This is a genomic window from Stakelama flava (assembly GCF_019351405.1).
GTDB classification, from domain to species: domain Bacteria; phylum Pseudomonadota; class Alphaproteobacteria; order Sphingomonadales; family Sphingomonadaceae; genus Sphingomonas; species Sphingomonas flava_A.
In genome coordinates, this window is the sequence record NZ_JAHWZX010000019.1 from 1 (window position 1) to 20,670 (window position 20,670).

16 protein-coding genes and 2 pseudogenes are annotated in these 20,670 nt (G+C 63.7%); 10 read left to right on the forward strand and 8 right to left on the reverse strand.

What is annotated here, in order from left to right:
- Nucleotides 1-226: 226 nt before the first annotated feature.
- Nucleotides 227-889, reverse strand: a complete 663-nt coding sequence (locus KY084_RS14850; protein ID WP_219239267.1) for a helix-turn-helix domain-containing protein — start codon at nt 887-889, stop codon at nt 227-229.
- A 148-nt stretch (nt 890-1,037) separates the two neighbouring features.
- On the opposite strand from KY084_RS14850, the gene KY084_RS14855 reads away from it, so the two are divergent.
- From KY084_RS14855 to KY084_RS14870, 4 genes are read left to right on the forward strand one after another with little or no spacing between them, the layout of a single operon-like run.
- Nucleotides 1,038-3,032, forward strand: a complete 1,995-nt coding sequence (locus KY084_RS14855; RefSeq protein WP_246587227.1) for a serine hydrolase domain-containing protein — start codon at nt 1,038-1,040, stop codon at nt 3,030-3,032.
- A 5-nt stretch (nt 3,033-3,037) separates the two neighbouring features.
- On the forward strand, nt 3,038-4,078 hold the full coding sequence (locus tag KY084_RS14860) for an N-acetyltransferase DgcN family protein (RefSeq protein WP_219239292.1): 1,041 nt from the start codon (nt 3,038-3,040) through the stop codon (nt 4,076-4,078).
- On the forward strand, nt 4,075-5,214 hold the full coding sequence (locus KY084_RS14865; protein ID WP_219239268.1) for a YkvI family membrane protein: 1,140 nt from the start codon (nt 4,075-4,077) through the stop codon (nt 5,212-5,214). The genes KY084_RS14860 and KY084_RS14865 overlap by 4 nt, the downstream gene beginning before the upstream one ends.
- Before the next feature lie 30 nt (nt 5,215-5,244).
- The gene (locus tag KY084_RS14870; RefSeq protein WP_246587228.1) at nt 5,245-6,519 is read left to right on the forward strand and encodes a dipeptidase; all 1,275 of its coding nucleotides are present in this window, start codon (nt 5,245-5,247) and stop codon (nt 6,517-6,519) included.
- On the opposite strand, the gene KY084_RS14875 is transcribed toward KY084_RS14870, so the two are convergent.
- Together KY084_RS14875 and KY084_RS14880 are read right to left on the reverse strand one after the other, a co-directional pair.
- Entirely contained in the window at nt 6,516-6,773 is a 258-nt protein-coding gene (locus tag KY084_RS14875) for a hypothetical protein (RefSeq protein ID WP_219239270.1), read from the reverse strand. The two genes, KY084_RS14870 and KY084_RS14875, sit on opposite strands and share 4 nt — an antisense overlap.
- Nucleotides 6,770-7,837: a Glu/Leu/Phe/Val family dehydrogenase gene (locus tag KY084_RS14880; RefSeq protein WP_219239271.1), complete on the reverse strand. Its 1,068-nt coding sequence runs from the start codon at nt 7,835-7,837 to the stop codon at nt 6,770-6,772. The genes KY084_RS14875 and KY084_RS14880 overlap by 4 nt, the downstream gene beginning before the upstream one ends.
- A 134-nt stretch (nt 7,838-7,971) precedes the next feature.
- Between KY084_RS14880 and KY084_RS14885 the strand changes: the two genes are divergently transcribed.
- The gene (locus tag KY084_RS14885) at nt 7,972-8,433 is read left to right on the forward strand and encodes an Lrp/AsnC family transcriptional regulator (protein ID WP_219239272.1); all 462 of its coding nucleotides are present in this window, start codon (nt 7,972-7,974) and stop codon (nt 8,431-8,433) included.
- A 10-nt stretch (nt 8,434-8,443) separates the two neighbouring features.
- Here the strand turns inward: KY084_RS14885 and KY084_RS14890 are convergent, their stop codons facing one another.
- The 3 genes from KY084_RS14890 to KY084_RS14900 form a co-directional block, all read right to left on the reverse strand.
- Complete coding sequence (locus KY084_RS14890; protein WP_246587229.1) at nt 8,444-10,333, reverse strand: CocE/NonD family hydrolase; 1,890 nt, start codon at nt 10,331-10,333, stop codon at nt 8,444-8,446.
- 17 nt (nt 10,334-10,350) lie between these two features.
- Entirely contained in the window at nt 10,351-11,346 is a 996-nt protein-coding gene (locus tag KY084_RS14895; protein WP_219239273.1) for a dipeptide epimerase, read from the reverse strand.
- A 152-nt stretch (nt 11,347-11,498) separates the two neighbouring features.
- Nucleotides 11,499-12,146 (reverse strand): helix-turn-helix domain-containing protein, encoded by a 648-nt coding sequence (locus KY084_RS14900; RefSeq protein WP_219239274.1) that lies wholly within the window; start codon nt 12,144-12,146, stop codon nt 11,499-11,501.
- 121 nt (nt 12,147-12,267) lie between these two features.
- Between KY084_RS14900 and KY084_RS14905 the strand changes: the two genes are divergently transcribed.
- From KY084_RS14905 to KY084_RS14915, 3 genes are all read left to right on the forward strand, one after another.
- Nucleotides 12,268-14,655 (forward strand): TonB-dependent receptor, encoded by a 2,388-nt coding sequence (locus tag KY084_RS14905; protein WP_219239275.1) that lies wholly within the window; start codon nt 12,268-12,270, stop codon nt 14,653-14,655.
- 79 nt (nt 14,656-14,734) lie between these two features.
- Nucleotides 14,735-16,708 (forward strand): serine hydrolase domain-containing protein, encoded by a 1,974-nt coding sequence (locus KY084_RS14910; RefSeq protein ID WP_219239276.1) that lies wholly within the window; start codon nt 14,735-14,737, stop codon nt 16,706-16,708.
- Between the two features lies 1 nt (nt 16,709).
- Nucleotides 16,710-18,026 (forward strand): peptide MFS transporter, encoded by a 1,317-nt coding sequence (locus KY084_RS14915; RefSeq protein ID WP_219239277.1) that lies wholly within the window; start codon nt 16,710-16,712, stop codon nt 18,024-18,026.
- On the opposite strand, the pseudogene KY084_RS16460 reads toward KY084_RS14915, so the two are convergent.
- Nucleotides 18,001-19,341, reverse strand: a pseudogene (locus KY084_RS16460) (IS256 family transposase). The gene KY084_RS14915 and the pseudogene KY084_RS16460 sit on opposite strands and share 26 nt — an antisense overlap.
- 41 nt (nt 19,342-19,382) lie before the next feature.
- Nucleotides 19,383-20,084, reverse strand: a pseudogene (locus KY084_RS14930) (transposase); the annotation flags it as partial.
- A 2-nt stretch (nt 20,085-20,086) separates the two neighbouring features.
- On the opposite strand from KY084_RS14930, the gene KY084_RS14935 reads away from it, so the two are divergent.
- The gene (locus tag KY084_RS14935) at nt 20,087-20,476 is read left to right on the forward strand and encodes a YdcF family protein (RefSeq protein WP_219239278.1); all 390 of its coding nucleotides are present in this window, start codon (nt 20,087-20,089) and stop codon (nt 20,474-20,476) included.
- The gene (locus tag KY084_RS14940; RefSeq protein WP_219239279.1) at nt 20,448-20,609 is read left to right on the forward strand and encodes a hypothetical protein; all 162 of its coding nucleotides are present in this window, start codon (nt 20,448-20,450) and stop codon (nt 20,607-20,609) included. Before KY084_RS14935 ends, KY084_RS14940 begins: the two co-directional genes overlap by 29 nt.
- The last annotated feature ends 61 nt before the right edge of the window (nt 20,610-20,670 follow it).

Here is a 20,670-nt window from a genome sequence, read left to right on the forward strand (position 1 = left end):
CGTCTTGCGCCGCTCATCACCCAACAGGCCATCAAGGAACAGATTGGCCGATGCCGCTACCCGAGCCTGTGTGAACAGGCTGCCCATCCGCGCCTTCACATCGCGCAAAGACGTTGCCCATAGCTCCTTCCCGGGCGCGGCGCACAAGATGGGGGGAACGAAGGACCGCTTTAGAGGAGGCTCCAATGCGTCTCGAATGGCGGCAATGTCGGCGAAAAGAGTCGGGCTACCGTTTGCCGCCTGACGGTGCGCGCTTGGGGGCCTGTTCCTCGCGGTCGTGGATGTTCATCAGTGCGTCCATCAGGTCCTTGTCGGGACTCGACATTACGCCAAGAACGACCGCCTCGTCACAGCCTCGCGCGGCGACATAAGCGTGGCCCATGTTCGAATCGATGTAGATGCATTCGCCCTTTTTGAGCGTGATCCGGTCGTAAAATTCGGTGTGCACCTCGATCGTGCCTTCGAGCACATGGATATATTCCTCGCCCGAATGGCGGACGAGTTCGCCGAACTCCTCGACGCTTTTCGCGCGGATGCGGGTTACCACCGGAATCATGCGCTTGTGACGCAATTCGGTGCACAGATAATAATAGTCGTAATTGGGTGTTTCGACGCGAACTGCGCTTTCGGGCGAACTGATGCTGCGCCGCGCGGTGACCGCGGCGGCGCCTGATTCTTCCGGGTCGGCGAAAAGCTCCGACATGCGAAGCCCGAGGCGCTGGCTGAGCTGAACCAGCTTGTCATAGGTCAGGGTCAGCCGGTCATGCTCGACCTTGGACAGCGTCGATACCGGAATGCCAGTCTTTTCGCTCATTTCGCGCAGCGTCCAGTCGTTGCGCGTGCGGAGCGAGCGCATCAGCGCGCCGAGGGTGGGTTGCTCGTCATTCATTCGACCGGTGACTCCCAGGGCCTATGCCAGCATTTGACAATTTTCCATTTAGGATCATTATGTCCCAAACAGGATGGTTGTTGCGGACAAGAGTAGAAGCTGGCCCGCAATAAGGCAATCGCGGCCGCTTGCCGCAAAGGGGGTTGGGATGCGCTTGATGAAAATGGCTGTGGCTCTGGCGCTGGCCTGTGCCGCGACGACGGCTTCGGCCCAGCAGGGGCCGCTCGTGCCGAAGCCGGCTGTCGACGCTTCGGCCGGGAAGGGTGAGCCGGTACAGCCGGCGGGCGGCGCAGCGGCGCTCACCAGGCAGGATGTCGATGCTTGGCTTGACGGATTCGTGCCGTTCGCGCTTCAGTCGGGCGACATTGCAGGCGCCGTGGTCGTGGTGGTGAAGGACGGGCAGGTCCTGACCGAGCGCGGCTTCGGCTATGCCGATGTCGCCAAGCGGACGCCGGTCGATCCAAGGCGTACGCTGTTCCGTCCCGGATCGGTGTCGAAGCTGGTGACCTGGACCGCAGTCATGCAACTGGTAGAGCAGGGCAAGATCGATCTCGACGCCGACATCAACCGCTATATCGATTTTCGTATTCCGCCGCTCGACGGCAAGCCGGTGACGATGCGCGAACTGATGCAGCACACCGCCGGCTTCGAGGAGCAGGTGAAGGGCATCATCGTTCGCGTTCCCGCTACCTCGCCGGGTTACGAAGCTCTGCTCAAGCGCTGGGTGCCGACGCGGATCTTCACGCCCGGCACGACGCCCGCTTATTCCAACTACGGTGCCTCGCTGGCCGGCTATGTCGTCGAACGCGTGTCGGGCGAGCCTTTCGCCGATTATGTCGAGCAGCACATCTTCGCGCCGCTCGGAATGCGGCATTCGACCTTTCGTCAGCCGCTGCCCGATCGGCTGAAGCCGCTGATGTCGAAGGGCTATACGCGCGCCTCGGCCGATCCGGGCGGGTATGAACTGGTCGGGCCGGCGCCGGCAGGATCGCTGGCATCGACCGGCGACGACATGGCGCGTTTCATGATCGCCCAGCTTCAGCAGGGCCGGCTGGGCGGGGCACGCATCCTGAGCGCGACGACTGCCGAGCAGATGCACAATTCGCCCTTCACGCTAATCCCGCCGCTCAACCGGATGGAGCTCGGCTTTTTCGAAACCAATGTGAACGGGCGCGAGGTCATCGGCCATCTGGGCGACACCGATGATTTCCATACCTCGCTCCATCTCTTCCTGAAGGATGGCGTGGGCCTGTATGCCTCGTTCAACAGCGCCGGAAAGGACGGCGCGGTGCAGCCGCTTCGTCATGCGCTGTTCCTCGATTTCGCCGACCGTTATTTCCCGGGCGGAAGCGACGCGGCGATACCGGCGGCAGGAACCGACAAGCGACATTCGCAGCTGATGGCGGGCAAATGGATCGGCTCGCGGCGTTCGGAATCGAATTTCCTCAAGATCGGCGAGCTGCTGGGCCAGACCGACGTGATCGCCGGCCCCGACGGTTCGCTGAGCATTCCCTCGCTCGGCGAACTGGCGGGCAATCTCGGCAGCTGGAAGGAAATCGCGCCTTTCGTCTGGCTCGCGCCCAACGGCAATGACCGGCTGGCGGCGAAGCTGGTCGACGGGAAGCCCGTGCGGTTCTCGATGGACGTGGTGTCGCCGTTCATGGTGTTCGATCGGGTGCCTTGGTACGCGAACACCACATGGGTGCGTCCCGCGCTCTATCTGAGCCTTGCGATCTTGCTCCTGACGGCGGTGCTATGGCCGGTGCGGGCGATCATACGGCGGCGCTTCGGCGGCAGTCTGGCGCTCGATCGGCGCGCGATGCAGGCATATCGCGCCAGCCGGATCGGCGCGCTGTTGTTGGCCGCGGCGGTCATCGGCTGGATCGTCACGATCAGTGCGATGTTCTCCGCCACCAACAACCTGTCGGCAAGCTTCGATCCGATCGTGTGGATCATGGAAATATTCGCGACACTCGCGATCGTCGGTGGCTTCGGCCTCGTTGCGTGGAATGCGTGGCAGGTCTGGCGCGAGCCGCGGCGCTGGACCGCCCGGACCTGGTCGGTGGTGCTCGTCCTGGCGGCTTTCATGGTGCTGTGGGTCGGGCTGGTCTTCAACATGATCGGGTTAGGAGTGAATTACTGATGGATATGTCGGCAACTCCTTCTGCGCCGGCGCCGCTTCGCCTCGACCCGCCCTATCTTCTGTTCCTCGGCGACGTTGACGAGGCGGGATTCGCGAAGACGGCGTTCGGGCTGCGCGACTGGGCGGGCGATCGGTGCACCGGCGAATATTCGCTGCCCGGCGCGACCGTGACCACCGGTCTGCCGATGATGACGCCCGCCGAGGCGGTAAAGGTCGGCGCGCGCTCGCTGGTCATCGGTGTCGCCAATCCCGGCGGGATCATTCCGCCGCACTGGATCGATGCGCTGGCCGAAGCGCTGGAGGCGGGCCTCGATATCGCAAGCGGCATGCATGTCCGGCTGGCAGACGATCCGCGACTGAGCGAACTCGCGCAGCGCCATGGTCGCCGGCTGGTCGACATACGCACGCCCCCGCCGGGCATCCCGGTGGCGAATGGGCGCAAGCGTTCGGGCAAGCGGCTGCTGACCGTCGGCACCGATTGTGCGCTGGGCAAGAAATACACCGCGCTGGCGATCGCCCGCGCCCTTGCCGGGAGAGGCATCGCCGCCGACTTCCGCGCGACCGGGCAGACGGGGATCATGGTCGCCGGCTCTGGCATACCGATCGATTCGGTGGTCGCCGATTTCATCGCCGGCGCGGCCGAACTGCTCAGCCCCGATGCTCCGCAGGACCATTGGGACGTGATCGAAGGGCAGGGGTCACTGTTCCACCCAAGCTATAGCGGCGTGTCGCTGGGTCTGCTCCACGGCAGCCAGCCCGATGTGATCGTCTTGTGCCACCAGCCGGGGCGTACCCATACGCTCGGCCATGCCGGGTATCGGCTGCCCAGTATCGAAGAGGTGGTCGAGATGGCGCTCAAGCTGGGCGCGCGAACCAACCCGGCTATCCGCTGCGCCGGGGTGGCGCTCAATACCTCCGCGCTCACCGAGGATACTGCGACGGTGCTGATGGGCGCCGAACGCGATCGGCTGGGGCTGCCCGTTGCCGACCCCATACGGGGCGGGCCGGAATTCGATGCGCTGATCGACGAGTGCCTGCGCGAGTGAATCAGACGGCGTCCGCGCAAGGGACCGACTGGTTCCGCCGCTTCCTGCTGCCCGGCCTGGTGTTCAAGGCGGTGGTGATCGGTGGCGGCTACGCGACCGGGCGCGAGCTGGTCGAATTCTTCCTTACGCTGGGTCCGCGAGGCGGCCTGTACGGCATGGCGTTCGCGCTGGTCATCTGGAGCGCGGTGTGCGTCGTCGCGTTCGTCCTGGCATACACGCTTCGCGCGTTCGAATACCGCGCTCTGTTCCGCGCGCTGCTCGGCCCGGCATGGCCGGTGTTCGAGCTGTTCTACCTGTTGTTTCTGGTCCTGATCCTTGCGGTGATGACCGCTGCGGCGGGCGAGATCGGCGCTGCCCTGTTCGGCATGCCGCTGATCGCCGGTACCGTGGCATTGATGCTGCTCGTCGCCCTTTTCACCAGTTTCGGAAGCGATGTCGTCGAGCGCATGTTTCGCTTCACATCAGTATTTCTCTACGCCGTTTATGCCCTGTTCCTGGTGCTATCGCTCAGCCGGTTCGGCGATGCGATCACCGAGAGCATCGGCCGCCCGGCGCCGGTCGCGGGCTGGGGGGTCAACGGCGCGACCTATGCCAGCTATAATATCGTTGCGGCGATTGCGGTGCTGCCGTTCCTGCGGCACCTGACGCGCAAGCGCGACGCGGTTGTCGCAGGAGCGCTGGCGGGGCCGCTGGCGATGTTGCCGGCGCTCGCCTTCTTCCTGTGCATGACCGCCTTCTATCCCACCATCTCGGATCAGGCGCTGCCGTCGGATTTCCTGCTGCGAAAACTCGATGCACCTTGGTTTCACCTGCTGTTTCAGCTGATGATCTTCTGTGCGCTGCTCGAAACCGGCGTGGGAGTGGTCAACCTGCTTCACGAGCGGGTCGCCGATGCGCTGGCGGAACGAGACCGCGACTATTCGGTGACGGCGCGGCTTGCGGTCGGGACGGTGGTGCTGGCGGGGTCGGGCTTCGCGGCGGTGCGCGTCGGCCTCGTGGACCTGATTGCTACCGGCTATAGCGCTTTCGGCTATATCATGCTTGGCATCGTGGTGCTGCCGATGCTGACCATCGGACTGTGGCGCGTTGCGCATGGCCGGCGCACATCTGCGGTGCTGGCCGCCGCGACCGAATAACAAGCGAAGAGTGGGGAAACCATGAAGCGGATGGCGATTATTCTGGCTGGCGCTGCGGCGCTTGCGGTCGGCGCGCCGACAATACCGGCTGCCGCGCAGGATACTGCTGGCGACGCGGCGATCGCGACGAGGGTTGAGCGCGTGCTCGATGCCATGCCCGTGATCGACGGGCATAACGACCTGCCCTGGGAGATCCGCGTCCGGTTCGACAGCGATCCCGTCCGTGCCGGTCTCGACCACGATACTGCCGGCCTGCCGAAACCAGCGGATGCCGCCGACGACTGGATGCCGCTGATGACCGATATCCCTCGCCTGCGCGCCGGGCATGTCGGCGGCCAGTTCTGGTCGGTCTGGATCCCGACATCGTTGACCGGGGCGCCGGCGGTGGAAACGACGATCGAGCAGATCGATCTTGTGAAGCGGATGATCGCTGCCTATCCACAGGCATTCGCCATGGCCTATGGCGCCGATGATATCGTCCGGATCGAAAAGCAGGGAAAGATCGCCTCGCTGATCGGTATCGAGGGCGGTCACCAGATCGGCGGTTCGCTCGCGGTGCTGCGCCAGATGTATGCGCTCGGCGCGCGGTACATGACGCTTACCCATTCGCAGAACACACCTTGGGCGGACTCGGCGACCGATGCGCCGGAGCATCACGGACTCACTGACTTCGGCAAGCAGGTGGTGCGCGAGATGAACCGGCTCGGGATGCTCGTCGATCTCAGCCACGTGTCGGCCGATACGATGCGCGACGCGCTGGCGGTGAGCAGCGCGCCGGTCATCTTCTCGCATTCGGGCGCGCGCGCCGTTACCGATCACCCCCGCAACGTGCCCGACGATGTGCTTCGGCTGGTAAAGGCCAATCGCGGGATCGTGATGGTCAATTTCTATCCCGGCTATGTCTCGCAGGCGCGCGCTGAATGGCTCGCGGCAAGCGCGGGGGAGAAGGCCCGCGAGAACGCGCCGCCGTTCAGCGGCATCTATATCGGTCAGCCCGAACGGGCAAAGGCGGCCTATGCGAAATGGCTCGGCGACCATCCGATGCCGGAAGTCACGGTTGCGATGGTCGCCGATCATGTCGATCATATCGCCAAGGTCTGCGGCGTCGATTGCGTCGGCATCGGCTCCGATTTCGACGGCGTGCCGGCGACGCCGAAAGGGTTGGACGGGGTCGACAAATATCCCGCACTGTTCGCCGAACTCGCGCGCCGCGGCTGGAGCGACGCGGACCTGAAGAAGCTGGCGGGCGGGAACCTGTTGCGGGTGCTTCGCGAAGCGGAGGCGGTAGCGGCAAAGGCGCGCTAGGCCGCCACTGCGGCGGCGGGATCGAGCCTTACTGCGCTGACGCCGATCATCCGCTCCATCTTGGCGGCGACGATCTGCGCTTCGTGGGCGGCGAGACCGGTGAGCACGATCCGGATCTCCGAGGTTCCGGCGCGCCGGGGTCGCGCTTCCAGTTCGTGAATTTGCAGGTCACGCTGGGCGAGTAGGCCGACAAGGCGGCAGAGCAGCGCCGCGCCGCTCTCCGCCTCGACCAGAAACGCTGCCGCGCTCGTCACGCCGGTTGCAATTCGGCTGCGGTTCTTGCCCTGCCGATGCGTTCGCGCGCCAGCAGGTCGGCCGCGCGCGCGGGGCTCACTCCCCCCCGCTCGGCATGGTCGAAGACCCGGGCCAGCCGCTCGCCGGTCTGTTCGACCCGGCGCGCCACCTCGTCGGTCTGCCAGCCGAGATATTCCCCCGCGACGTTGATGATGCCGCCGGCGTTGGCGACGTAATCGGGCGCGTACAGGACATCGCGTTCGGCCAGCCTGTCGCCGTCCTCGGGCGTGGCCAGTATATTGTTGGCGCCGCCGCAAACCAGCTTTGCGCGGAGTAGCGGGATGGTGTCGCGATCGATCACGCCGCCCAGCGCGCAGGGCGCGAAGATATCCGCCCGAGCGCCGAGGATGGCGTCCTTGTTCATGATTTCGGCGCCGTAGCGACACGCGATTTCGGCGGCGACGCCGGGTCGCGGTTCGGCGACGATCAGCCTTGCCCCCGCCTCGTGCAGCAACGCGCAGAGATGCGACCCGACATTGCCCAGACCCTGAACGGCGACGGTAAGCTGGTCGAGTTCGCATCCGAACTGGCGCCGGGCGGCGACCTGCATGGCAAGGAACACGCCGCGTGCGGTCCAGGGCGAAGGATCGCCGCCGGGCTGACCGGATTTCTGCTCGAGCCCGGCGACATGATAGGTCACGCGCCGCACCGCGGTCATGTCAGCGACAGTCGTGCCAACATCCTCCGCCGTAACATAGTCGCCGGTAAGTTCGCGCACCGCCTGGCCGAACGCCTCGAACAGCTTTTCGCGGTCATAGGCGCGGTCGGGGACTGCAAGCACCGCCTTGCCGCCACCGAGCGGAAGGCCGGCCATCGCATTTTTGTACGCCATGCCCTCGGCCAGCCGCAGCGCATCCGTCCGGAGCGCGCCCATATCGTCGTAGCGCCAGAAGCGGCAGCCACCGGCAGCCGGGCCAAGCCGCGTCGAATGCAGCACGATCACGCCGCGCAGGCCGCTTGCCTGATCTTCGAGCGAGATCATCTTTTCCGGCGGGCAGGCAGGGAACGTGGCTGGCTGAACCATGATTTTTCTCCAAGAATTTTCAAGAAGATGATATTTCGATCTTCGAGGAAATTTTTGCGCTATGTTGGCGTGTTAAAGTGCCATGATCGCAATATCCAACCGCTTACCGAACTTTATCAGGTGGAATCATCCTCATGGAACTCGATCAATTCGAACGGAAGATCCTTGCCGAGCTGCAAGAAGATGCGAGCCTGCCGGTCGCAAAGCTGGCCGAGCGGGTGGGGCTTTCGGCATCGCCATGCTGGCGCCGCGTCGATCGGCTGGAAAAGGAAGGGGTAATCACCCGCCGCGTGGCGCTGGTCGACCGAAAGCAGGTCGGCCTCAACGCCCATATCTTCGCGCAGGTGAAGCTCAACGCGCATGGCCGCGCCAACATGGACGAGTTCGCCGATGCGATACGCAGCTTCCCCGAAGTGCTCGAAGCCTATGTGATCATGGGCGTGTTCGATTTCATGCTGCGTGTCGTGGCGGAAGATATCGACGCCTATGAAAGCTTCTTCTTCAACCGCTTGTCGAAGCTACCCGGAGTGCAGGAGATCAACTCGACCGTCGCCCTTTCCGAGCTGAAGGCGACGACCGCGCTGCCCGTCCGTTGAACGGTGGCGGCTAATTCTCCTTGGCGGCATTCAGGATCGGCAGCGTGACGAACGAAGCCTTGCCCGGCGCGGAATAGATGGTCTGGGTCGCCTTCACGAAATCATCCGGCTTCGCATAGGCGATGCGCGGTACGAAATGTTGCGGGTTGCGGTCGATCAGGGGAAACCAGCTCGACTGGACCTGCACCATGATTCGGTGTCCCTTGCGAAAGACATGGTCGCGGTCGCGTAGCGGCATCTGCCAAGCGCGCGCGACGCCGGGCCGCAAGGGGTGCGGCTGCGTATAACTATCGAGATAGCGTCCGCGGCGCACCTCCATCGCGATGGGGAATTGATAGCCGCGCAACTCTTCCTGTTTGCTGTCCTCTGGCCAGACGTCGATCAGCTTGACGATCATGTCGCTGTCGCTGCCGGTGGTCGAAGCTGTCAGTGTCGCTGAAACCGGACCGGCGATGCGAATGTCGCGGTCGAGCGGCGCGCTGGTGTAGGTCAGCACATCGGGCCGGTGATCGGCGAACCGCTGATCGACCGTCTCCCACGTCTTCCAGCTTTCGTCGGTGAAGGTCGCGGTGATCGGACGCGGGCGATAGGGCACCGGATTGGCGGGATCGGACAGGAAGCTGCGCGACCCCTGCGAACCGCCTGCTTGTGGTGGCGCGAAGTCGAGGCTGCCGTCGCCGTGAAGATACAGCTTCACCGCTTTCGCACCCGCCGGTGGCCAGTGCGCATAGTCGTGCCACCGGTTCGAGCCGGTTTCGAAAATCCGCGCGTTCCAAGCGGGCTTCTCGCCTTCGCCGTGCAGCCAGTAGCGGAAGAACGCTGCCTCAATCTGCGCGCGGAACTGCGTACCGGTCTCAACGCCGCCCAGCGGGATGGCGCCGATCTTGTCGCCCTTGGTCCGCACCCAGCTCCCGTGAAACCACGGACCTGCGACGATCTGGTTCACATTGTCGGGGTCACTGCGTTCGGCGGCGCGGAAGAGTTGCCACGGGCCCCAAGGGTCTTCCTGATCCCAAAAGCCGGCGACGGTCAGCGTGGGCACGCTGGTGCGGTTGATCGACGCCACCCAGTTCTGATCGCGCCAATAGGCGTCGTAATCGGGATGCGCGAGCACATCCTCCCAGACCTGCAAGTCCTTCGCGAAATAGCGCGATCCGTTGTGGATCGGGCCGAGGTCGAGATACCATTGATAAGTGTCGCGCTTGTTGAAGCCGAACGGAGCGTTGGCGTGCTTCTCCGATTGCTCGAGCGCGGCATATTCGAAGGCGTAGCTGAGGCGCAGCGCACCGTAATGGTGCAGGTCGTCGTTCATGAACTGATCGGTGGGTGCTGCCTGCGGGCTGACCGCCTTCAGCGCGGGATGCGGCCGAAGCAGCGCCATGCCCGCGGTGAGGCCCGAATAGGAAACGCCGGTCATCCCGACTCGGCCATTATTGTCGGGGACGTTGCGTATCAGCCAGTCGATCGTGTCATAGGCATCGGTCGCCTCGTCAATCGCGTGGGGATCGTCGAGGTCGACCTTGGTCGAGACGCGGAATTCACCCTCCGACTTGAAGCGGCCGCGCAGATTCTGGAACACCCAGATATAGCCGTCGCGCGCAAGGTCGCTGCTCTCGTCGGGGATTTTGTCCCACGCCGCATCGGGGATGCCATAGGGCGTGCGGCGAAGGAGGATTGGCAGCTTCTCACCCGCACGGGCGATCGGTCGCATGATCACCGTCTGCAGCTTCGTCCCGTCGCGCATCGGGATCATGACCTCGCGCCAGCTATAGGCTGGTGCAGCCGCCGGTTGCACTTGCGGGGAGGCGTCGGGCGCAGGAAAGGCGTGAATCGCCGGCCCGGCGATCGCGAACAGCGCGGCGGCCAAGGCCGATGCGCGGAAGGTGGTGCGGGTCGTCATTCGCCGCTCCTCGTTGATCAGGCGGCCCCCCAGAAGCCGGCGGGCATCGTGATCTGACCGTCATGATAGAGCTGGTCGGCGACCGGATCGTCGGTGAGGTACCAGGGGCCGTCGAGATCGACGATGTCGCAGAACTGGCCGAGCACGAAAGCGGGGGCGGTGGCCAGGCTGCCACCCGCCATGTTCCCGACCATCAGCGTCTTGCCCATCTTTCGGACCATGTCCTTCATGCGCAGCGCCTCGGTAAGCCCGCCGCATTTGTCGAGCTTGATGTTGATCACGTCGTAGCGGTGGTGATGCTGTTCGAGTTCGTTGCCGTCGAGGATGCTTTCGTCGGCCGCGAGCGGGATGGGGCTGTCGAGGCCGTCGAGCATTGCTTCGTCCCCGCGCCGGTTGGGCTGTTCGAGCAGCGAAACCTTCGTCTCGACCAGCGCCGCGATCAGCCGATCGATGCTGCCGCCGTCATAGCCCTGATTGGCATCGACACCGATCCACGTGTCGGGGCGCGCGCGCCTGACGGTGCGAACCCGCTCGATATCCGCGTCGAGGTTGCCGTCGAGCTTTAGCTTGAGCGCGCGGGGAGCAGGAAATTTCTGGAGACTGGCAAGAATTCGCTCGGGCGAATCCGCCGACAAAGTGAAAGTGGTGGTCAGCGCGTTGGAGGCCGAAGCGCCCGCAAGTTGCCAAACGGGCGTGCTGGTGGCGTGCGACTCCAACTCCCACAAGGCGCAATCGATCGCGTTGCGCGCGCCGCCTGCGGGCAGCAAGGTCTGAAGCGCGGCACGGTCGGCGCCCTGTTCGATCGCCTCGCGAACCTGTTCGATACCGGCCTGCATGTGCGGCACGTCGTCCTTCAGATAATAGGCGCCGGCGGCTTCAGCCCGGCCTTGGGCCCGCGAATCGTCGATCGAGACTACGACCGAGGGCATCGATTCGAAAAGATATCCGGAGATGCGGAACGGCTCGCGCATGCGGTTTTCGATGCGCTCGCAGCGCAGGGAACGCCGGGTCATCGCGCGCCCTTCCGGACCGGAGGAGCGAGGAACCGACCCCGGGAAGGGCGCGCGATCGGCGCTGCTGCGCCGAATGGAATGACGTTCGACATGCGAGCGTCATTCCACACCGGCAAATATGTTTCAATATCGGAAACTAATTATCTTATCGACTAATCGCTTTTCGTCTCCTCGTGCCCTTCGCCGCGGCGGGCGGATTCGGCGAGACTCTGGCTGCCTTTTCCCGCGCAAACTGCCAGCACCCGGCATGGCGTTTCGCTGGTGCGGACATAGGCATGGGCCATTCCGCTGTCGAAATAGACCGAGTCTCCGGCATCGAGTGCGAGCGGTGAATACATGCTCGAATGCAGCTCCATCGCGCCGGAAATGACGTAGAGATATTCCTCACCGGCGTGCTTCACGAGGCCGCCGACCTCTTTGATGCTGCGCGCCTTCACGTCGATAATGATGGGGACCATAAGCTTCTGGAGAAGGTCCGCCGCCGGGTAATGATGGCTGTAGCGCTCGGTGACGGCGTCGAGCCACTGGCCGGAGTGCGAAACGCTTCTGCGGCCCAGAATTCCGGGGGATTCCTCACTGGGTTTCTTGCCGTTGACGAGATCGGCGACGTCGACCTCCAGCCCGAGCGCAAGGCGGATCATCTTGTCATAGGTCAGGGTCATCTTGCCGTTTTCGAGCTTCGACAGCGTCGAATAGGGAATGTCTGTTCGTCCGGCCAATTCCCGTAGCGTCATCCCCTTGGCCTGCCTGACCGAGCGCAGCGTCGCCGCGGGGTCGTTGGGTGTCGTCACCTTCGTCATCCGGATTTTCTACCCGCTTCTATCCCGCCGAGAAACAACGAGCTTTCCGCCTTTATGAAAAAAAGGTTGCATGAGAAGAAACAACGAGCATCATTAGGACAATATAAGGGGTGGACGAAACATGAAACCAACGACAGCACTTTTTTGCGGGGTTGCGCTGACGGTGATCGCTTCGCCTGCGATGGCGCAACAGGTGACGGCTTCCCAAGAAAAACAGGACGCCGGCGACCTAAGCCGCCACCAGCCGGCCGGTACGCCGTATGACGACGAGATCGTCGTGACGGCGCAGAAGCGCTCGCAGCTTCTTATGGAAGTGCCGCAGTCGATTTCGGTAATCGGCGGTGATCGCCTGAGCCAGCAACAAGCGACGAGCTTCGCCGACTACGCCAAGCTGGTGCCGAGCATGACGCTGCAGGAAACCAATCCCGGCAAATCCCGGATCGTGCTGCGCGGCATCAATACCGGCGGTTCCAGCCCGACGGTGTCGGTCTATGTCGACGACGTTCCCTATGGCGCGAGCACGGGGCAGAGCAACGGTTCCGTCCTGGCGGGGGATTTCGACACGCTAGATATCGAGCGGGTCGAGGTGCTGCGCGGACCGCAGGGGACGCTCTATGGCGCCAACTCGCTCGGCGGTCTCGTGAAATATGTCACCACTCCGCCGCAACTCGGCGTCGTGGAGGGCAAGGCGAAGGCGGGCGTGGAGACGGTCGATGACGGCGGTACCGGCTGGTCGGGAAGTGCGGTGCTCAACGTCCCGCTTGGCGACGTCATCGCGGTTCGGGCCGCAGGTTTCTATCGCAAGACGCCCGGTTTCATCGATGTGGTCGGTCTGGCCCAGGACGATGCGAACGACGTCGAAAGCTATGGCGGACGCATTTCCGTGCTGTTCCAGCCGAGCGAGGGATTTTCGATCCGGCTGAATGCGATGCTTCAGAATATCCGGGCGGACTCGCAACAATCCTATGACGCCGACCCGCGAACATTGGAGCCGGTTTCGACCAATCCCTATACCGGCGATCCTGTCAGCGGATATACGCGCGGCGCGCGGTACCGCGAATATGGCGATACCGATTATCGCCTCTACAGCGGCGCGCTCGACTGGGATCTGGGCTTCGCCACGCTGACGTCGGTGACCAGCTACAGCACGCTGAAAAGCGACGATGTGCAGGACATTTCCGATCAGCTCGGCGGGCTCGGCGACCTGATCTACGGCAGCGGTGGGGCGGGACCGGAAAGCGCGGGCATCTATTATCCCAACGATGTCAGCCAGAACAAATTCACGCAGGAAGTGCGGCTCTCCTCGCCGAATTCGGACAGCTTCGAATGGCTGATCGGCGGTTATTACACCAAGGAGAACGGCCATATCTTCCAGCAATATCTGCCATTCGCCATTCCCGGCGGCGCGGCAATCGATCCGGCGATGACGCTGCCGGTCGGTCCGGGGGGCAGCAATGTCAATTTTCCCGATTTCCTGGTCGCCCGGCTCGATTCCCAATATCGCGAATATGCAGGCTTCGCGAACGCGACCTGGCATGTGACCGACCGGTTCGATCTGACCGGGGGCGTGCGTTACAGCCATAACAAGCAATCGACCTATCAGCTGCTCTCCGGATCGCTGCTGCCGCTCAGCGGCGGCGTCAGTCCGGACATCGCCGAGGGCGGGTCGGACGAAAATGTCTTCACTTGGTCGGTGTCGCCGCGGTTCGAGATCAGCGACCATGCGTCGATCTACGCACGCGTCGCCAAGGGCTATCGCCCCGGCGGGCCGAACGTGGTGCCGCCCGGAGCAGGGCCCGACTTCCCTTCGCAATATAATGCCGACACGCTGGTCAGCTATGAAGCGGGCGTCCGCGCCGAGACCGCCGACCGTACCTTCGCGATCGATGCGTCGCTTTATTATCTCGACTGGAAGGACATTCAGGTCACCGTGACCTATCAGGTGCCGGGTATCGGGACGGTCACCGGCGACGGCAATGGCAGGAAGGCGATCAGCAAGGGCGCGGAGATCACCGCCACGATGCGGCCGATCGTTGGCCTCGATGTCATTGCCAGCGTCGCGTATAACGACGCCAAGCTGGACGGCGACCTGCCGGGGATCGATATCGGCGTCGGGTCGCTGGTTCCGCCGGGCTATGACGGCGACCGGCTGCCCTATGCGCCCGAATGGACGGCCAATGTCGGCGCCGACTATCAATGGGCGCTGCCGGGCGGTGCCGATGCCTTTGTCGGCGGCAATGTTCATTTGATCAGCGATCAGGCAACCGACTTTGATCCCACCTATCGCATGGAGCTGGGCCGGCGGCAGGTGATCGACGGCTATGCGACGGTCGACCTGCACGCCGGCGTCGATTTCGATCCGGTCCGCTTCACCGTTTTCGTCCACAACCTGAACAATTCCGGCGGTCTGGTGAATGTCGGACCCTATGGCGCACGTCCGGGCGAGGCGGTGTCGGTGACGCCGATCCGTCCGCGGACCTTTGGCGCCACGGTGGAATTCGGCTTCTGATCCGGCGGGGCCGCCGCGAACGGCGGCCTCGGCATATTCGGGCGCCGATGGGGACGGGCCCGCGCGAGAGGACAATTGAATGACTTGCTTTCGACGGGCGCTGCTCGCCCTCACCGCATTGCTCTGCATCACCGCGCCGGTGGCGGCCGGGACGCCGCAACCAGCGGCGCAGAGTGCCACGACTCCGGTGGCCGAGGCACCACCCAGCGGGGCTGCGGGCCATGAGCTGACGGCGCAGGATGTGAACACGTGGCTCGACGGCCTGATGCCCTATGGCCTTCAGAACGGCGATATCGCGGGCGCGGTGGTCGTCGTGGTGAAGGACGGCAAGATCCTGACCAAGCGCGGTTACGGCTATGCCGATGTCGCCAAGCGCACGCCGGTCGATCCCGACCGTACCATGTTCCGGGTCGGGTCGACGTCGAAGCTGTTCACCTGGACCGCGGTGATGCAGCTCGTCCAGCAGGGCAAGATCGATCTCGACGCCGATGTGAACCAGTATCTCGATTTCCAGATTCCACCGGCGTTCGGCAAGCCGATCACGATGCGCAACCTGATGACGCACACTGCCGGGTTCGAAGAAACGCTGAAGCATCTGATCAACGTCGATCCGAAGAATCTCCGCACGCTGCACGATGCGCTCGCATCCTGGGTGCCTGAGCGCATCTATCCGCCGGGCACCGTGCCCGCCTATTCGAACTACGGCGCGACGCTTGCCGGCTATATCGTCCAGCGCGTTTCGGGCGAGAAGTTCGACGACTATATCGCGCGGCACATTCTGAAGCCGCTCGACATGCGGCACTCGACCTTCGCGCAGCCGCTGCCCGCGCGGTTCAAGCCGTTCGTTTCCAAGGGCTATGCGACCGCCGACTCCGATGCGCAGCCGTTCGAGCTGATCGATGCCGCGCCTGCCGGGGCGTTTTCGACGACCGGTGCCGATATCGCGCAGTTCATGATCGCGCATCTGAACCGGGGCGGCCCGCTGCTCGATCGACGCACGGCGGCGATGATGCACAGTCGCGCCACCCAGCCGATTCCCGGCCTGCCCGGAATGGCGCTCGGCTTCTATCAGGAGGACGGGAACGGGCTGAACATCATCGGTCATGGCGGCGACACGGTGTGGTTCCACTCCGACCTCCACCTCTACATGGACAAGGGCATCGGCCTGTTCATGTCGTTCAACAGCCGCGGCAAGGAAGACGCGGCCTATCCGCTGCGCGCCAAGCTATTCGAGGAATTCACCGACCGCTATTTTCCGGTGCCCGAGAAGCACCTTCCGACCGCTTCGACGGCGAAGGCGCATGGCCAGGCGATGGCCGGCACCTACCTCAGCAGCCGCCGCGCGACCTCGAGCTGGGCGCGACTATTCTATCTGCCCGATCAGCCCACGGTATCGCTGAATCCCGATGACACGATCAGCGTATCGGGGCTGAACAATGCCGCCGGCGTGCCGATTACGTGGCGCGAGGTGGGGCCGTGGCAGTGGCACGAAGTCGGGGGACAGGGCCGATTGAATGCGGTGGTGCGTGACGGAAAGGTGGTCAGCTTCGCCAATGCCGAGTTCGCACCGATCATGACGTTCATGCCGGCGCCGTTCGCGCTCGACGGCGCGTGGATCATCCCCGCGCTACTTATTGCGCTGGTCGTGCTGCTGGTCACGGTCATCGCCTGGCCGACGGTCGCGCTGGTCCGCCGCCATTATGGCCGCACCGGGCCGCTGAGCGGCCGACCGCTGCTGCTGCACCGCCTGACCCGGGTGACGGCCGCACTCTATGTCATGATCGTGGCGATGTGGTTCACCTTCGTGTCGCTGCTGAGCGCGAGCCTGCTCTATCTCGACGGGCGGCTCGATATCTGGATGCGCCTCGCGCAGTTGCTGGCGGTGATCGCAATCATCGGCACCGGGATTGCCTGCTGGAATGTCTGGGTACAACTGCGCGGTGAGCGCGGCTGGTGGCCCAAGCTGTGGAGCGTGGTGATCGCGCTCGCGTGCCTGTTCATGACGTGGTTCGTCATTGCCGAGCACCTGATCCCGTCCAGCCTGAACTATTAGGATGGCCGATGGTGATCGCCTGAGTGACGACATGCCGGTGGCTTCGGCCACCGGCGAGGGAAGCACGCTGTTCGGCCATCCGCGCGGGCTGACGGTGCTTTTCCTCACCCAGATGTGGGCCGAATTCTCCTATTTCGGCCTGCAGGCGATGCTCGTCTATTACATGACTGGTGATCTGGGGTTCAGCCAGACCAAGTCGTCGCTGATCTACGGCACCTATGGCGCGACCGCCTTCCTGAGCCCGTTTTTCGGCGGGATCATCGCCGACCGCTGGCTGGGGCGTGCCAAGAGCGTGATCGCCGGCGGTGCGCTGATGATGGCCGGCCATTTCGCGATGGCGTTCGAGCCGCTGCTGTTTCCCGCGCTTGCGCTGGTGGCGATCGGCAACGGGCTGTTCATCCCGCCGCTCGCGGTTCAGGTCGGCAGCCTCTATCGCGACGGCGACCCTCGCCAGGCGCAGGGGTTCAGCGCCTATTATATGGGGATCAACCTCGGCGGGCTGAGCGCGCCGCTGATCTGCGGTTCGCTCGGCGAGATGCTGGGCTGGCACTGGGGTTTCGCCGCGGCCGGGATCGGCATGGCGATCGGGCTCGTCATCTATACGCGCTATCTCAGCCTGCTGCCGCCCGAACCCGCACGGCCCAACGCCTCGGCGCCGGGCGATCCGAAGGTGCTGAGCGCGATCGACTGGCGCAACCTGCGCATCCTGGGCGTGCTGATTGTCACGATCATCCTGTTCCGCGTCGCATATGAACAGAGCGGCAACGTCATCGCGCTGTGGGTCGAGCATCAGACCGACCGCACCGTCTCGCTATTCGGCGGAATGGAAGTGCCTGCGACTTGGTTCCAGTCGATCAACCCGGCGCTGATCATCATCCTGACGCCGTTCCTGATGCGGCACTGGCAACGCCGGAACAAGGGCGACAGCCTGGCCGTGCTGTTCGGGCGGATGAGCGTCGGCTGCCTGATTTCGAGCCTGTCGATGGCGGTGATGATCGGCGGGGCGATCGCCTATGCGAGCGCCGGGCAGCCGGTCAGCATGATCTGGGTGCTCGGCTATTTCGTGATGCTGACGCTCGGCGAACTGTTCGTGATCCCCGTCGGGCTCTCGCTGATCGGGCGGCTGTCGCCGGTGCAGATCGCGGCGATGCTGATGGGCGCCTGGTACCTTGCGAAGTTCGTCGGCAGCATGCTCGCCGGCATCATGGGCGCCTATTGGGGCGTCATCCCGGCAACCGTCTTCTTCGGAATCGGAATGGCCGCGCTGCTGCTGGCCGCCGCGATCCTCGCGATCATGAGCCGCGTACACGCCGATTGAGCGAGCGGGGGACCCGCCGCCGGCGCGAACAAGGGAGAGTGTCATGAAGAACTGCTGCTGCTCGCGCTTCCGCTGTCGGCCGCCGGCCGCGCCCGTGCTTGCCGATCCGCCCAAGGATTTCGACGCGCGGGTCGAGGCGATCCGCACGGCATCCGAAACGCCGGCGATCGGCGTCGCGATCGTCGAAAACGGCAAGGTCGTGCTCGCCAGGGGCTATGGGACGACGACCCTCGAGGGCACGCCGTCTACATCGGTGACGGTATCGCACGGTGATGCTCGCCAAGAGCGTGCGCCGGGCGATAGCAGGATATTTCCGTCCCCAATGACCTTCCTCGAAAGCCTCCAGCGCCGCCAGGCCGGCATCGGCATTTTTCGCGCGGTAGACGCTGCGTAGCGCCTGGGCGATCGGTTTGCGGTCCTTCCAGGATGCGAAGCTCATGCTGTTTCTGATCAGATGCACGATGCAAGTCTGAACGACCGTTTCTGGGAAGACGGCGTTGATAGCGTCCGGGAAGCCCTTCAGACCATCAACGACGGCGATCAGGATATCGGCGACGCCCCGGTTCTTGAGCTCGTTCATCACGCGCATCCAGAAATTGGCGCCCTCGGTTTGCTCGATCCAGATGCCGAGGATTTCCTTCGTTCCGTCGGGCAATATGCCGAGCGCGATGTAAACCGCCCCTTCGACTGCCTGCCAAGGCAGGCGCTCAGGACAAGCTTGTTGCGGACAAAGCCCTCATCGCGGATTTTGACCCTGATTGCGTCAAAGACGGAGGAGGATCAGGCGATGATCCGGCGGATCATCGACCCGACGACGCAGCGGATAGCAGGCGTCGAGCGGTCGACCTTGCCATTCGGCGACCGTCTCCAGCACGGCGTCGGTCACCGTCGAGATCAGATCCGGCGATACGTCGATCCCGTAAAGCTCATCGAGGTGTCCGCGGATCTCGCGCACCGTCATCCCGCGCGCATACATCGAGATGATCTTCGTATCGAAGTCCGGGAACCGCCGCTGGTATTTGGCGATCAGCCTGGGATCGAAGGTTCCCGATCGATCACGCGGAATATCCAGCGTCACCTTCGACGTGCCGGTCAGCATCGTCTTCTTCGAGCTGCCGTTGCGTCGATTATCGGCGCCGGCCTCGGCTTCCCATCCCAAGTGATCGTCTAACTCCGCTGCCAGCATCCGTTCCGACAATGCCTTCTTCAACTCGTCCGGCAGGCCGTCTTTCGCAAACAGCTCCTGCGGATCACGCCCAGCCAGAAGCTGGTCCAGCACATCCTTGTCGGTTGCCATATCGATGGTCCTTTCCATTCCATCTTATGGCCTCGCGCACAAAATTACTGACAGTCCCCGCCTGCGGCCTCGATTCTTTCGCGCACCGATGCCCGCTTGTGGCTCGAGAGGTTGTCCATGATGACCACGTCGCCGGGGCACAGTTCGGGTACCAGCACCTGGGTGACATAGGCTTCGAACCAGTCGCCCCCTTCGACTGCCTGCCTGCGGCAGTCGCTCAGGACAGGATTGATCGGCCCGTCCAGCACCATCGGCGCGACCATGCCTGTCATGCGCAGTCCCGCCACCAGCGTGGTGGTCTTGCGGTGACCGTGCGGGAAGCCCATTCGCAGCCGCTCGCCCTTCGGACAGCGGCCATGGCTACGGGTCATGTTGGTGGCGGTCCAGGTCTCGTCGATGAACACGAGACGCTCCGGCTCCAGATCGATCTGACCTTCGAACCATTGCGTCGGGGAATGACGCGCAAAAAAGACTGGCCATGCAATCGAGCAAGACCGCCCCGACATACTGAAGCAGCGCCGGGAATTGCGCGCCTCCCAGATAGCAAGGATGTCTGACGCACGCTCTTCCACCCGGCGCGAGCGCATATCGCCGCCTTGGAGCTTCGGGGCAAAGTCGCCAGTCTCGCGCCGTTGGGCCTGCCAGCGGATCGCTGTCGAAGGCGCGACACCAAACCGGATCGCCGCTGCACGGCAATTCAGCCCACTATCAACCGTCGCAAGAAGTCGGACGCGCAAATCCATCGAAAGCGTGTGAGCCATCCATGCCGGCCTCCTTCACCAGCACCGATTCTGAATCAGAAATCACACCCGATCGCGACGAAGCGCTGGCCTTTTCCGATCTGGATTCGATCCAGAATGCGTCTGCCCGGACGATTGCCGCGCAGACGGAGTGTTCCAAATGGCGCTATACCACGCTCATCGTTCCCGGAGCGGGACCCGAAGATACGGCGCTGCGATTCCGTCAGGGCATGACTCCTTTCATCCTCGTATCGGGCAGTGCAGTACATCCGCGCGGCAGCGATTTTTTCGAAGCGGTCGAGATACGCCGCGCGCTGATCGGTCCCTATGGCATTCCGGCTGATCGCATCATTATGGAACCGCACGCGCTGCACCACGACCAATTTGTGCAACGCCACCCGGCGCTTCGATGATCTCGCCATTCCGCTGGACAGTGATGCGCGGATCGTCACCGATCGCGAACAAAGCGCTTATATCGAAAGCCCCGCCTTTACCGAACGCAATGCGCGCGAACTCGGCTATCGGCCGGCGGCTTTCACCTTATGACCTTGAATTCAAAACCTTCTTCACTATCGCTGCGACAGGATCCGCGTGATACGCTAGACCC

Coding starts and splice junctions, on each gene's coding strand:
- KY084_RS14850 (WP_219239267.1), bottom strand. CDS start 889: ATGAATGACGAGCAACCCACCCTCGGCGCGCTGATGCGCTCGCTCCGC.
- KY084_RS14855 (WP_246587227.1), top strand. CDS start 1,038: ATGCGCTTGATGAAAATGGCTGTGGCTCTGGCGCTGGCCTGTGCCGCG.
- KY084_RS14860 (WP_219239292.1), top strand. CDS start 3,038: ATGTCGGCAACTCCTTCTGCGCCGGCGCCGCTTCGCCTCGACCCGCCC.
- KY084_RS14870 (WP_246587228.1), top strand. CDS start 5,245: ATGGCGATTATTCTGGCTGGCGCTGCGGCGCTTGCGGTCGGCGCGCCG.
- KY084_RS14880 (WP_219239271.1), bottom strand. CDS start 7,837: ATGGTTCAGCCAGCCACGTTCCCTGCCTGCCCGCCGGAAAAGATGATC.
- KY084_RS14885 (WP_219239272.1), top strand. CDS start 7,972: ATGGAACTCGATCAATTCGAACGGAAGATCCTTGCCGAGCTGCAAGAA.
- KY084_RS14890 (WP_246587229.1), bottom strand. CDS start 10,333: ATGACGACCCGCACCACCTTCCGCGCATCGGCCTTGGCCGCCGCGCTG.
- KY084_RS14895 (WP_219239273.1), bottom strand. CDS start 11,346: ATGACCCGGCGTTCCCTGCGCTGCGAGCGCATCGAAAACCGCATGCGC.
- KY084_RS14900 (WP_219239274.1), bottom strand. CDS start 12,146: ATGACGAAGGTGACGACACCCAACGACCCCGCGGCGACGCTGCGCTCG.
- KY084_RS14905 (WP_219239275.1), top strand. CDS start 12,268: ATGAAACCAACGACAGCACTTTTTTGCGGGGTTGCGCTGACGGTGATC.
- KY084_RS14910 (WP_219239276.1), top strand. CDS start 14,735: ATGACTTGCTTTCGACGGGCGCTGCTCGCCCTCACCGCATTGCTCTGC.
- KY084_RS14915 (WP_219239277.1), top strand. CDS start 16,710: ATGGCCGATGGTGATCGCCTGAGTGACGACATGCCGGTGGCTTCGGCC.
- KY084_RS14935 (WP_219239278.1), top strand. CDS start 20,087: ATGCCGGCCTCCTTCACCAGCACCGATTCTGAATCAGAAATCACACCC.